At 69.5% G+C, this 12,745-nt stretch carries 13 protein-coding genes; 9 read left to right on the top strand and 4 right to left on the bottom strand.

Annotated features, from left to right (window positions below):
- Positions 1 to 275 precede the first annotated feature (275 nt).
- Positions 276 to 488 (top strand): cold-shock protein, encoded by a 213-nt coding sequence (locus tag PKO50_RS28250; RefSeq protein WP_009615451.1) that lies wholly within the window; start codon positions 276 to 278, stop codon positions 486 to 488.
- 110 nt (positions 489 to 598) lie between these two features.
- The gene (locus PKO50_RS28245; protein WP_275627879.1) at positions 599 to 1,093 is read left to right on the top strand and encodes a RimK/LysX family protein; all 495 of its coding nucleotides are present in this window, start codon (positions 599 to 601) and stop codon (positions 1,091 to 1,093) included.
- A 1-nt stretch (position 1,094) separates the two neighbouring features.
- On the opposite strand, the gene mdtD is transcribed toward PKO50_RS28245, so the two are convergent.
- A complete protein-coding gene (gene mdtD, locus PKO50_RS28240) occupies positions 1,095 to 2,528 on the bottom strand; it encodes a multidrug transporter subunit MdtD (protein ID WP_275627878.1) in 1,434 nt (477 codons plus the stop codon).
- A gap of 263 nt (positions 2,529 to 2,791) precedes the next feature.
- Here mdtD and PKO50_RS28235 point away from each other — a divergent pair, with 263 nt between their 5' ends.
- Together PKO50_RS28235 and PKO50_RS28230 are read left to right on the top strand one after the other, a co-directional pair.
- Positions 2,792 to 3,337, top strand: coding sequence for a DUF2780 domain-containing protein (locus tag PKO50_RS28235; RefSeq protein ID WP_275627877.1), 546 nt, complete (start codon positions 2,792 to 2,794; stop codon positions 3,335 to 3,337).
- A gap of 273 nt (positions 3,338 to 3,610) precedes the next feature.
- Positions 3,611 to 4,153 carry a DUF2780 domain-containing protein gene (locus PKO50_RS28230; RefSeq protein WP_275627876.1) on the top strand — a complete coding sequence of 181 codons (543 nt, stop codon included), beginning with the start codon at positions 3,611 to 3,613 and terminating at the stop codon, positions 4,151 to 4,153.
- A 1-nt stretch (position 4,154) separates the two neighbouring features.
- Here the strand turns inward: PKO50_RS28230 and PKO50_RS28225 are convergent, their stop codons facing one another.
- A complete protein-coding gene (locus PKO50_RS28225) occupies positions 4,155 to 5,042 on the bottom strand; it encodes an acyltransferase (RefSeq protein WP_275627875.1) in 888 nt (295 codons plus the stop codon).
- Between the two features lie 130 nt (positions 5,043 to 5,172).
- On the opposite strand from PKO50_RS28225, the gene PKO50_RS28220 reads away from it, so the two are divergent.
- The 5 genes from PKO50_RS28220 (at position 5,173) to creD (ending at position 10,882) form a co-directional block, all read left to right on the top strand.
- Positions 5,173 to 6,420 carry an HD-GYP domain-containing protein gene (locus PKO50_RS28220; protein ID WP_275627874.1) on the top strand — a complete coding sequence of 416 codons (1,248 nt, stop codon included), beginning with the start codon at positions 5,173 to 5,175 and terminating at the stop codon, positions 6,418 to 6,420.
- Between the two features lie 76 nt (positions 6,421 to 6,496).
- Positions 6,497 to 7,036, top strand: coding sequence for an ATP-dependent zinc protease (locus PKO50_RS28215; protein ID WP_109935139.1), 540 nt, complete (start codon positions 6,497 to 6,499; stop codon positions 7,034 to 7,036).
- A gap of 55 nt (positions 7,037 to 7,091) precedes the next feature.
- Positions 7,092 to 7,775, top strand: coding sequence for a two-component system response regulator CreB (gene creB / locus PKO50_RS28210; protein ID WP_109935140.1), 684 nt, complete (start codon positions 7,092 to 7,094; stop codon positions 7,773 to 7,775).
- Positions 7,775 to 9,193: a two-component system sensor histidine kinase CreC gene (gene creC / locus PKO50_RS28205; protein WP_275627873.1), complete on the top strand. Its 1,419-nt coding sequence runs from the start codon at positions 7,775 to 7,777 to the stop codon at positions 9,191 to 9,193. The genes creB and creC overlap by 1 nt, the downstream gene beginning before the upstream one ends.
- A gap of 315 nt (positions 9,194 to 9,508) precedes the next feature.
- Positions 9,509 to 10,882, top strand: coding sequence for a cell envelope integrity protein CreD (gene creD / locus PKO50_RS28200; protein ID WP_275627872.1), 1,374 nt, complete (start codon positions 9,509 to 9,511; stop codon positions 10,880 to 10,882).
- Positions 10,883 to 11,129: 247 nt separating this feature from the next.
- Here the strand turns inward: creD and PKO50_RS28195 are convergent, their stop codons facing one another.
- Together PKO50_RS28195 and PKO50_RS28190 are read right to left on the bottom strand one after the other, a co-directional pair.
- Entirely contained in the window at positions 11,130 to 11,753 is a 624-nt protein-coding gene (locus PKO50_RS28195) for a glutathione S-transferase N-terminal domain-containing protein (protein ID WP_275627871.1), read from the bottom strand.
- Positions 11,754 to 11,765: 12 nt separating this feature from the next.
- Entirely contained in the window at positions 11,766 to 12,722 is a 957-nt protein-coding gene (locus tag PKO50_RS28190; RefSeq protein WP_275627870.1) for a lyase, read from the bottom strand.
- Between the last annotated feature and the right edge of the window lie 23 nt (positions 12,723 to 12,745).

Raw genomic sequence — 12,745 nt, 5'->3', positions numbered from 1 at the left:
CTGGAGAAACCGCCAAAACCCGCGAAGTCACTGGCCTCGGTCACCATTCGTCTGAAACGGACGGGCGGTTGGATAGTGTATTTTTATACAGATTCGCTTTCCGCAGATTTTTATCGTAGAGTGCCTCCACTGTGTTTGCATGGGTCGCCGTCGATCGTGACCTGATGCGGTCGGTTATTCCACCCCGTCCTGCTCGACTCCTTGTAACTCCTTGCAACTCAGTTCCTGCCACTCTTTTGTGGCTATTTCTACATCTACGTTCCAAGGAGAACACCATGTCGAATCGTCAGAACGGCACCGTCAAATGGTTCAACGAGACCAAAGGCTACGGCTTCATCACCCCTGAGAGCGGCCCGGACGTATTCGTTCACTTCCGCGCCATCGAAGGCCACGGCTTCAAGACCCTGGCCGAAGGCCAGAAGGTCAGCTTCGAAGTCGTGCAAGGCCAGAAAGGCATGCAGGCCGAGCGCGTTCAGGTAATCAACTAAGATTCCCTGGCGTCGCCGAAAACCCCGGATGGAAACATCCGGGGTTTTTTGTTGCCTGATTGGCATAACCGATCTGTACTGCCATTGCCCCCGACCCCGGAGCCCGATCCATGAAGCTGCGCCTCGCCGGCCTGTTGCTGGCCTTCTCCTGCCCCTCGCTGTTCGCCGCGCAGCCGGCCACCTGGGGCTGGGTCGAGCAGGCCAGGCTGATGCCGGAGAACGTGCTGCTCAAGGTGCGCCTGGACACCGGCGTGCAGACCTCGGTGATGGACGCGCGCAACCTGGTGCGGATCAGGAAGAACGAGCAGCGCTGGGTGCAGTACGACATCCTGGTCAAGGACGTGGCGAGCGGCCAGGTGCAGCGCCTGCCCTTCGAGCGGCCCATCGAGCGCACCCTCAAGGTCCGCGGCGCCAACGGCATCGAGCATCGCCCGGTGGTGAGCATGGACCTGTGCCTGGGCGACAAGGTCTACCGCGAGCAGTTCGCCCTCACCGACCGCGAGGGCAGCGACTACCCGGTGCTGCTGGGGCGGCGCAGCCTGGAGCACCTGGGCGCGGTGGACGTGTCGAAGACGCTGACCACGCCGCCCACCTGCAAGCCCTGACTCAATGCCCGTCGTCGGGCTCCAGGCGCCGCGGCGCCTGGGCCGAGCGGCCATCGTCGCGGGCCAGCTGGAAGAAGATCGCCGCCGCCGCCATCGACATCAGCCCCACGCTCAGGTAGGTCGCGTGGAAGGCGCCGAGCACGTCGCCGGCGTTGATCTCGACATCGCTCTTGAAGCCGCCCAGCAGCGCGGCCGCGCAGGCCACGCCGAGGCCGATGGACAGTTGCATCACCACCGACAGCAGGCTGTTGCCGGCGCTGGCGTTGTCGTCGCGCAGGTCGATCAGCGTCAGGGTGTTCATCGCCGTGAACTGCAGCGAGTTGACCCCGCCGAGCAGTCCCAGGTGGATCAGCAGCCAGGGGTACGGGGTGTCCTGGTCGATCAGCCCCAGGCCTGCGATCAGCGCGCCCAGCAGCAGGGTGTTGCCGACCAGCAGGCGGCGGTAGCCGAACAGGTCGAGGATGCCCTTGGCCAGCGGCTTGACGACCATGGCCATGGCGGCCAGCGGGATCATGGTCATGCCCGCCTTGGCCGGCGCGAAGCCCAGGCCGACCTGTAGCAGCAGGGGCGTGAGGAATGGCAGCGAGCCGCTGCCCAGGCGGGCGAACAGGTTGCCCAGCACGCCCACGGCGAAGGTGCGCGTCTTGAACAGGCTGGGCGGGAACAGCGGCGCCTCGACGTTCAGGGCGCGCAGCCAGTAGGCGGCGAGCAGGACCAGGCCGCCGATCAGCAGCATCACCACCCGCACGTGGGGCATGTGCAGCTCGCCCAGGCCTTCCAGGGCGATGGTGATCAGCACCATGGCGCCGCCGAAGAGCAGGAAGCCGGGGCCGTCGAAGCGGCTGAGCGCGGCGCCGCGCAGGTCGGGCATGAGGCGGATGGCGAAGACGATGCCCAGCAGCCCGACCGGGATGTTGATGAGGAAGATCCAGTGCCAGCTGGCGTACTCCACCAGCCAGCCGCCCAGGGTCGGGCCGGTCAGCGGGCCGAGCAGGCCGGGGATGGTGACGAAGCTGAGCACCCGCACCAGGTCGCTGCGCGGGTACACGCGCAGGATCACCAGGCGCCCCACCGGCATCATCAGCGCGCCGCCCAGGCCCTGCACCACGCGGGCGATGATCAGCACCCCGAGGCTTGGCGAGAGCGCGCAGAACAGCGATCCGAGGCTGAACAGGAAGATGGCGAAGATGAACACCCGGCGCGTGCCGAAGCGGTCGGCGATCCAGCCGGAGGCGGGAATCAGCAGGGCCACGGTGAGCAGGTAGGCGATGACCACCCCCTGCATGCGCAGCGGGTCCTCGTCCAGCGAACGGGCCATGCTCGGCAGCGCGGTGTTGAGGATGGTGCCGTCCAGCGCCTGCATGAAGAAGGCGACGGCCACCAGCCAGGGGAGGATGCGGGCGATGCGCGGGGTGAGGATGAAGGGCTCGCTCATGATGGGTCCTTGTTCGGCTCCCGCAAGCATAGGCGGGGAGGGCAGTGCTGCGCGAGGGGCGCGCCAGAGCCTTTGCGCTGTTCGGCCGCGCTGGCGCGGCGGCGGCCCTGTGCTAGACCTGAAGGGGCTTTCGCGGCGCCCCGCGGGCATGCCGGAAGGGGCGCAAGATTGCGCCGCGGTGGCGGAACAATGGCACCCGGCGCCAGTCCAACCAGCGTGCGGCGCACCTTCGGCGCCGCACGCCACTGCATCAGGAGATGTCGATGACCGTCAGATTCCGTGTCACCTGCGCCGCCGCGGCGCTGCTCGCCGCCAGTTCCGCCTTCGCCTTCAACCTTGGCGACGCCGCCAAGGCGGTGTCCGGCGTGGCCGAGGGCGGCAACCCGGGCCAGGTGGCTTCCACCCCGCAGACCAGCGGCCTGCTCGGCGCCCTCACCGGGCAGCTGGGCGTCAGCGACGAACAGGCCGTCGGCGGCACCGGCGCGCTGCTCGGCCTGGCCAAGAACAAGCTCAGCGGCGGCGACTATTCGCAACTGATCCAGAGCGTGCCTGGGCTGGACAAGCTCAGCGGCGCCAACGCCCTGGGCGGCCTCGGCGGGACCCTGGGCAACCTCGGCGGCGCCGGCGCCAAGGGCCTGCTGGGCAACGTCAACAGCATGGGCGACGTGAACAGCGCCTTCAGCACCCTGGGCATGGACCAGGGCATGACCGGCAAGTTCGCCGGCGTGCTGCTGGACTACTTCGGCAAGCAGGGCGTGAGCAGCGACCTGCTGGGCAGCCTGGGTAGCCTGTGGGGCGTGGGCAGCTAAGCGCCGCGACGTTTACTGTAGGAGCGCGCCCTGCGCGCGAATCGCGGGCAGGGCCCGCTCCTACCATACCGGTGGCACGGCTTCTCGTAGGAGCGAGCTTGCTCGCGAACAGATTCCGCCGCGGGGCTCATTCGCGAGCAAGCTCGCTCCTACGAAAGCACTTCGGCGCGTTCTGCAAACAACGTAGGGGCGTCCGGAACGAAGGGCACGGCTGCCAGTCAAATCCGCTGACCGCCCATGCCGAGGCGGGACCTGTCTGCCGCGGAGCCCCCGATGATCGCCCGAGCCCTTCCCATCCTCGCCGCCTGCGCCTGGCTGGCGGCCTTCCCGGCCGCCGCCGAGACCTTCGAGGAAATCCCCGGCGCCGAGTCCGGCGCCGCGGCAACGGCCGCCAACGGCCTGGTGGAAACCCTCGGCCAGCGCCTGAACATCAGCGACGAGCAGGCCATCGGTGGCGCCGGCGCGCTGATCGGCCTGGCCATGAACCGCCTCGACGACAGCCAGGGCTCGCAGCTGCAGAAGAGCCTGCCGGGGCTGGACCAGCTGTCCTCGGGCACCCTCGGCGGCGGCATCGGCGCCCTGCTGGGCGGCGCCGGGCAGTTGCTCGGCGGCATCCAGAACCTGCAGGACGTCGACCAGGTGTTCAACGTGCTGGGCATGAGCGAGGGCATGGTCGACCAGTTCGCCACGGTGATGCTCGACTACCTGGTCAAGCAGGGGCTGAACAGCCAGTTGCTGGGCACCCTCGGCAAGCTCTGGGAAAGCACCCCGCTGCCTGCAGCCCCGGCCACCGCCGTGGCCGGCAAAGCGGTCTAGCTCAGAACTCGGCGCGCAACGCGTCGATGCGTGCGTCCTTTTCTTCCCACAGGCGCGACACCCAGGCCTGCACGTACTGGCGGAATTCCGCATCGTTCTCGTAGTCGCCCTGCCACAGCGCAGGGTCGATCCCGAGGGTGCGGATATCGACTATCACCCGCGGCACCTTGCCGCTGAGCAGGTCCCAGAAGCCCGGCTTGGGACCCTTTGGGTAGACCACGGTGACGTCGAGCATGGCGTCCAGCTGCTCGCCCAGGGCGGCCAGCACGAAGGCCACGCCGCCGGCCTTGGGCTTGAGCAGGTTCTGGTACGGCGACTGCTGCCGGGCCTGCTTGGCCGGGGTGAAGCGGGTGCCTTCCAGGTAGTTCACCACGGTCACCGGCATGCCCTTGAACTTCTCGCAGGCGGCCTTGGTGATCTCCAGGTCCTTGCCCTTCAGGTGCGGGTTCTTTTCCAGGAAGGCCTTGGAGTAGCGCTTCATGAAGGGGTAGTCCAGGGCCCAGAAGGCCAGGCCGAGGAAGGGCACCCAGATCAGCTCCTTCTTCAGGAAGAACTTGAAGTAGGGCGTCTTGCGGTTGAAGGCCTGGACCAGTGCGGGGATGTCGACCCAGGACTGGTGGTTGCTCACCACCAGGTAGGAGGTGTCGCGGCGCAGCTGGTCGCCGCCACGGATGTCCCAGACGGTGGGCGTCATCAGGGCGAAGATGGCCTTGTCGATCTCCGCCCAGGTCTCGGCGATCCACATCACGCCGTTGGAGCAGGCGTCCTTGAGCGCCTTGCCCGGCAGCAGCAGCTTGAGCAGGGCGATCAGCAGCATCGGGCCGATCAGGATCAGGGTGTTGAGCAGCAGCAGGAGGGTGGTGACTATGCCGGTCAGCGTGGCCCACATGGCGGTGCGATTCCTTGTTCCGGTTGGCGCGGCCATGATACGCAGGCGGCGTGGCCAGCCCAAGCCACCCCCTGCCGCAACGTGCGCCGGCGCACTATGCTCAGGGGAACTGCCCCGACGATTGCCTGCCATGCCCGATTCCTTCTATGTACGCCTGCCGGTCAGGGACGTGACCCTCGGTATGTACCTCCACGAACTGTGCGGCTCATGGATGGACCACCCGTTCTGGCGCCGGCGTTTCCTGCTGGAAGACCCCGAGGACCTCAGGCGCCTGCGCGAGAGCGGCGTGCTCGAGGTGCTGATCGACCCGGGCAAGGGCCTTTCGCCCCGCCCCGTACTGGCCCCTGGGGAGCCTGCTACGGCGCCGCCACCCGTTTCGCCCGCAGCGCCGCCGGAGAAGCCCTGGCGCGCCATGGAGGACGAGTTGCGCGCGGCGCACCGGCTGTGCGTACAGTCCAAGCGCGCGGTCATGGAAATGTTCCAGGACGCGCGCATGGGCAAGGCGGTGAGCGCCGGCCACGCCCAGGAGCTGGTGGAGCAGATCGCCGCCTCGGTGCAGCGCCACCCCAATGCGCTGATCAGCCTGGCGCGGCTGAAGAACGCCGACGAATACACCTACCTGCACTCGGTGGCGGTCTGCGCGCTGATGATCGCCCTGGCGCGCCAGCTCGGCCTGGACGAGGCGCTGGTGCGCGAGGCGGGCGTGGCCGGGCTGCTGCACGACATCGGCAAGATGCACGTGCCCATGGAATTGCTGAACAAGCCGGGGCGCCTGGACGAGCAGGAGTTCGCCCGGGTCCGCGAGCACCCGCGGCGCGGCCTGGACATCCTCATCCAGGGCCGCCAGGTCGGCGCCCTGGTGCTGGACGTGTGCCTGCACCACCACGAGAAGCTCGACGGCAGCGGCTACCCGCACCACCTGGCCGGCGAGCAGATCAGCCTGTTCGCGCGCATGGGCGCGGTCTGCGACATCTACGACGCCATCACCTCCGACCGCCCCTACAAGGCCGGCTGGGACCCCGCCGAGTCGATCCGGCGCATGGGCCAGTGGTGCGGCACGCACCTGGACGAGCAGGTGTTCCGCGCCTTCGTCAAATGCCTGGGGATCTACCCCGTGGGCTCGCTGGTGCGCCTGGAGAGCGAGCGCCTGGCGGTGGTGCTGGAGCAGCATCCCGAGTCGCTGCTCACCCCGGTGCTCAAGGTGTTCTATTCGGTCCGCACGCGCGCGGCGATTCCCCAGGAAGTGCTCGACCTGGCGAAGCTCAAGGGCCGCGAGCGCATCGTCGGCCGCGAGTCACCGGCGCAGTGGGGCTTCCGCAACCTGGAGACGCTGTGGAGCGGCCTGGACCGCCGCCGCGGCTCGCTGTTCGACGGCTGACGGTGGCCGCTGGCGAACCCCGGGCCGGCGTGGTAGTCCTATGCGCCATGCATCCCGAACTGCCCTGGAGATTCCCGTGAAACCCGTTCCCGCCCTGCTTTCGCTGCTCGTCCTGCCCGGCCTGGCCCTCGCCGCCGAGCCCAAGCTCTATGGGCGCTACGAATGGGTCGGCTTGCCCGAGCTGAGCCAGACGCTGCAGGCCAAGATGGACACCGGCGCCTACACCTCGTCGCTGTCGGCCAAGGACATCCAGCTGTTCCAGCGCGACGGCGAGCAGTGGGTGCGCTTCCGCCTGGCCACCAAGGACGGCGGCGACTCGCAGTACGAGCACAAGCTGGCGCGCATCTCCAAGATCAAGAACCGCGCCGACGAAGCCGGCGAGGACGACGAGGAGGAACGCGCCGGCGGCCTCAGCGAGCGCCCGGTGATCCTGCTGCCGGTGTGCCTGGGCGGCGACCAGCAGGTGATCGAGGTCAACCTCACCGACCGCAGCCGCTTCAACTATCCCTTCCTGATGGGCGCCAAGGGCCTGCGCAAGTTCCACGCCGCGGTGGACGCCAGCGAGCGCTTCGCCGCCGGCAAGCCCAACTGCGCGGGTGGCCGCGAAGCCGATTGACGGGGCGCGGGCCTTGCGGCTTGATGGAGGACCGCCACCCCCGCGCACGGAAGCCATGCCGCACATCCTCATCGTCGAAGACGAAGCCGCCATCGCCGACACCCTGCTCTACGCCCTGCAGGCCGAAGGCTTCGCCGCCACCTGGCTGAGCCTGGCCGGCGAGGCCCTGCAGCGCCTGCGCGAGGAGGCCTTCGACCTGGTCATCCTCGACGTCGGCCTGCCCGACATCAGCGGCTTCGAGGCCTGCCGCCAACTGCGCCGCTTCTCCGAGGTGCCGGTGATCTTCCTCACCGCCCGCGACGCCGAGATCGACCGCGTGGTGGGCCTGGAGATCGGCGCCGACGACTACGTGGTCAAGCCCTTCAGCCCGCGCGAGGTGGCTGCGCGGGTCAAGGCCATCCTCCGCCGCGGCCCGCCCCGCGCCAGCGCCGAAGCGGCGCCGGCCGGGCCCTTCCAGGTGGACGAGGCGCGCTTCCTGATCCACTACCGCGGCCAGGCGCTGAACCTCACCCTCCATGAATTCCGCCTGCTCCAGGCGCTGCTGGCGCGCCCGGGCCGGGTGTTCAGCCGCGAGTTGCTGCTGCAGGCCCTGGGCGTGGCGGCCCAGGCCGGCTACGAGCGCAACATCGACAGCCACATCAAGAGCCTGCGCGCCAAGCTGCGCCAGGTGGCCGCGGATGCCGAGCCGATCCAGACGCACCGCGGCCTGGGCTACAGCTACGCGGCGGAGAAGGCCTGATGCCGCTGGGCGTGCGGATCTTCCTGGCGTACTTCCTGTTCGTCGGGCTGACCGCCTACTTCGTGCTGAGCACGGTGATGGACGAGATCCGCCCCGGGGTGCGCCAGTCCACCGAGGAAACCCTGGTGGACACCGCCAACCTGCTGGCCGAGGTGCTGCGCGACGACCTGAAGCACGGCACCCTGGTCCACAGCCAGCTCCCCGAGCTGCTCAAGGCCTACGGCGCGCGCAGCCCCCAGGCGGACATCTGGGGCGTGCGCAAGAACGCGGTGAACCACCGCATCTACGTCACCGACGCCCGTGGCATCGTCCTGCTCGACTCGGCCGGCGAGGCGGTGGGCCAGGACTACTCGCGCTGGAACGACGTCTACCTGACCCTGCAGGGCAAGTACGGCGCGCGCTCCAGCCGCGAGTCGGCGGACGACCCGGACTCCTCGGTGATGTACGTGGCGGCGCCGATCAAGGATGGCGAGAAGATCATCGGCGTGGTCTCGGTGTCCAAGCCCAACCGCACCCTGCAACCCTACATCGAACGCTCGCAGCGGCGCCTGGCCTGGCTCGGCGGCGGCCTGGTGGTGCTCGGCCTGCTGGTCGGCGGGCTGCTTTCCTGGTGGCTGAGCGGCGCCCTGCGCAAGCTTACCCGCTACGCCCAGGCGGTCAGCGAGGGCCGCCGCGCCGAACTGCCGCGCTACCGCGGCGGCGAGATGGCGCAACTGGCCGAGGCGGTGGAGCGCATGCGCGTGCAACTGGAGGGCAAGGCCTACGTCGAGCGCTACGTGCACACCCTGACCCACGAGCTGAAGAGCCCGCTGGCGGCCATCCGCGGCGCCGCCGAACTGCTCGAAGGCGAGATGCCGGCGGCGCAGCGCGAGCGCTTCGTCGGCAACATCGCCGGCGAGAGCCAGCGCCTGCAGCAACTGGTGGAGCGCCTGCTGAACCTGGCCCAGGTGGAACAGCGCCAGGGCCTGGAGGAAAGCGAATCGGTAAACCTGCACGAACTGGTGGCGGAACTGCTGCAGGCCAACCTGGCGCGCCTGGAAGGCTTGCGGGCGGAGAACGCGGTGCCAATGGAAGCGCTGGTGGTGGGGGAGCGCTTCCTGCTGCGCCAGGCGCTGGGCAACCTGCTGGACAATGCCCTGGACTTCACCCCGGCTGGTGGCCTGATCCGCTTCAGCGCCCTGCGCGAGGGGGAAAGCTGGCGCCTGGCGCTGTTCAACGAGGGGCCGGCGATTCCGGACTATGCGCTGGAGCGGCTGACGGAGCGGTTCTATTCCCTGCCGCGGCCGGGGACGGGGCGCAAGAGCACCGGGCTTGGGCTGAACTTCGTTGCCGAGGTGGCTGGGTTGCATGGTGGGAGGCTGGGAGTGGGGAATGTCGAGGGTGGGGTGAAGGCTTGGTTGGAGTTGCCGGCTGGCTGACAAGGGAAGAGCCTGAGAGCCCCTCTCCCCAGCCCTCGGCTGCGCGCCCCGCCCTGAAGGGAGAGGGGGCTTGTCCGTGCCGGCTGAAAGCAAGGCTTCAGCCGGGCGTCACGGCATCCGGCGAACTCCAGAGCATCCAAGCGCTCCGAACGGTCCCCTCTCCCTTCAGGGAGAGGGTTAGGGAGAGGGAAAGGCGCCCACCCACCACACCGAAGCCAGCCCCCACACAATCCCCACAATCTCCCCATTCCCGCTCCACAAACCCTCCACCTACGCCAATCAGACTCTCCACCACCCCAACCCCGGAGAGCCCCCATGAACCGCCCCCTGCTTTTCAAGCTCGGCGCCATCGCCGTGCTCATGCTCCTGCTGCTGGTCCCCCTGCTGATGATCGATGGCCTGGTCGTGGAGCGGCAGGCCTACCGTGACGGCGTGCTGCAGGACATCGCCCGCAGTTCCGCCTACGCCCAGCGCCTGCGCGGGCCGCTGCTGGTGGTGCCCTACGTGCGCCAGGTGCTGGAGTGGGAGCGCGACGAGCGCAGCGGCACCCGCGTGCAGGTGCAGCGGGAGAAGCGCGGGCGCCTGTACTTCCTGCCGGAGACCTTCCTGGTCGACGGCCAGATGAGCACCGAGCTGCGCCACCGCGGCATCTACGAGGCGCGCCTGTACCACCTGGAAAGCCGCGTCAGCGGCAGTTTCGTGGTGCCGGCGCACTACGGCGTGCGCGACGACCTGGGCAGCTACCGCTTCGAGCAGCCGTTCCTGGCGGTGGGCATCAGCGACGTGCGCGGCATCCAGAATGCACTCAAGCTGAGCCTCGACGGCCGCACCCTTGACTTCGCCCCCGGCAGCCGCTCGCAGCGCCTGGGCGAGGGCGTGCACGCGCCCCTGCCGCTGGACGCCAGCGCCGCCGAACAGCGCTTCGACTACGCCTTCGAACTGGCCCTGCTGGGCAGCTCGCGGCTGGACATCACCCCGGTGGGCCGCGACAGCCAGGTCAACCTCAAGGCCGACTGGCCGCACCCCAGCTTCGGCGGCGAGTTCCTGCCGGTGGAGCGCAGCATCGGCGCCGACGGCTTCAGCGCGCGCTGGCGCACCAGCTTCTTCGCCAGCAGCATGGAGGAGGCGCTGCAGAACTGCTTCGCCGGCAAGGGCTGCGACACCTTCGATTCGCGCGGCTTCGGCGTCAGCCTGGTGGACCCGGTGGACCAGTACCTCAAGGCCGATCGCGCGCTGAAGTACGCGCTGCTGTTCATCGGCCTGACCTTCGCCGGCTTCTTCCTCTTCGAGGTGCTCAAGGGCCTGGCCCTGCACCCGGTGCAGTACGCCCTGGTGGGCCTGGCCCTGGCGCTGTTCTACCTGCTGTTGCTGTCGCTGGCCGAGCACGTCGGCTTCGAGCGTGCCTACCTGGCCTCCGCCGGCGCCTGCGTGGCATTGATCGGCTTCTACCTGTGCACGGTGCTGCGCAGCGTGGTGCGCGGCTGCGCCTTCGGCGCCGGCCTGGGGCTGCTCTACGCCATGCTCTATGGCCTGCTGCGGGCCGAGGACTATGCGCTGCTGATGGGCTCGCTGCTGTTGTTCGCGGTGCTCGCCGGGGTGATGGCGCTGACCCGCCGGCTGGACTGGTACGGCGTCGGCCGGCGCGCTGAGCCGCGGTTTTCCCTGGACGAAGTGAGCCACGAAGGCTGAAGGAGGCCGCCATGCAGCTGCTGACTGCTGTACTGCCGGGAGCGCGCCGGTGAGCGCCTGGGGCGGGTTGCGCGAGGAGCGCCGGGCCGGCCGGCGCCTGGCCCGGCGGATCGCCGGCCTGGTGTTGCGGGTGCGCGGGGAAGGGTTCGCGAGCAAGCTCGCTCCTACGAAGGGCGGGGGGCGCGCCCAGCCTGGCCCTGCTGCCCGCGGCGAATAACGCGTCAGCGTTATCCGCCGTGCCGATCCGTCAGGCCGGCTGGGTGGCCTGCAGGGAGGGGCGCCTGGCGGCCTCGGCGTACCAGGCCGCCAGCTTCGGGTAGCGTTCGCGCCAGGCCCAGTCGGGGCGGCGGAAGTCGAAGTAGCCCAGGGCGCAGGCCAGGCCGATGGCGACGATGTCGAAGCGCTCGTTCAGCATCGCGAAGGCCTCGTTCTCGAAGTGCTCCAGGGCACGCTCGATCTTCTGCTGCTGGCCCTGCAGCCAGTCGTCCCAGCGCTTCTGCTCGGGGCGCACGAAGGTTTCGTAGCGGCTCAGCACGGCGGCGTCCATGACGGCGTCGGCCAGCGCGGCGAGGGTCAGGCGCTGCCAGCGCTGCGGGCCTTCGCGGGGGACCAGCGGTTCGCCGGTGTGCTGCTGGTCGAGGTATTCGGCTATCACCCGGCTGTCGTACAGGGCCTGGCCGTCGGCCAGGCGCAGGCAGGGGATCTTGCCCGCCGGGTTGCAGGCGTTGACGCCGGCGTCCGGGCTCACCGGGCTGAGGCTGGCGGCCTGCAGGCGCACCTTGTCGAGCTGGCCGGTCTCGTGCAGCAGCACCATGACCTTGCGCACGAAGGGCGAGGCGGGGGCGTGGAACAGGGTGAGGGTGGGGCTCATGGCATCTCCTGGTTATTCGCGGATGACCAGCAGGCGGTCGCTGCCGGCGTCGGCGCCCCAGACCTCGCCGGGACGGCCGCTGAGCTGGCTGACCCGGGCCTCGGCCTGGTCGCTGGGGTAGGCGGTGAATTTCTCGCTCTGCGGGTCGAAGCGCAACACGGCGTCGCCGCCCGGGTCGCTGAGCCACACGCGGTCCATGGCATCGACGTAGAGCGCGCCGGGCTGCGGGTGGTCGCCGGGCAGGCGCCAGCTCTTCCACTTGCCGTCGCTGGGGTCGAAGCGGCCGAGCCGGCCGCTGCCGGCTTCGCTGACCCACAGCCGGCCGATGGAGTCGGCGCCCAGTTGCTGCGGTCGCGCGCCCTGTTCGGGCAGCGGGAAGCGGGTGACGGCCTGGCCGAGGGGGGCGATGCGGTTGATGCTGCCGTCGTCGGCGGAGGCGTACCAGACCTGGCCGTCGGGCGCCACCGCCAGGCCCTGGGCGCTCTTGCCGCCGGGCGTGGCCCAGACCTCGAGCTTGCGCGTGGCGGGGTCGATGCGGCCATAGAAGCCCTTCGCGCCGGTGAACCAGATGTCGTGGTCGTCATCGTAGGCCAGGCTGTCCAGGCCGGCGTCGGCGGCCTCCTTGGGCAACGGCACCACCTCGCTGCCGAGGCGGTCCGGGTCGACACGGACCAGGGCGTTGAGGCCGCTGTCGGCGATCCAGGCCTCGCCATCCGGGCCGGCCAGCACGGCGCGCGGCAGCGAGCCCTGGCCCAGGCTGACCTGCTCGTCCTGGCCGCTCTGCGGGTCGAAGCGGCCCAGCGAACCATTGCCCCCGGCGACGTACCACAGCCGGCCGTCGTCGAGCATGGCCACGGCCTGGGGCGCGCTGCCTTTGCTCAGGGGGTAGTACTGCGGGTCTGCGGCGTGGGCGGTGCAGCTCAGCAGGAGGCCGAGCAGGGCGGGCAGGAGTCGCGGGCTTTGCGGCATGGGGGTGCTCCCGGGCGTGGCCG

The organism is Pseudomonas sp. 273 (assembly GCF_029201425.1).
Taxonomy (GTDB): Bacteria; Pseudomonadota; Gammaproteobacteria; order Pseudomonadales; family Pseudomonadaceae; genus Pseudomonas; species Pseudomonas delhiensis.
Note: the sequence above shows the minus strand (reverse complement) of the source record. Positions and strands in the feature narration are given on the sequence as shown.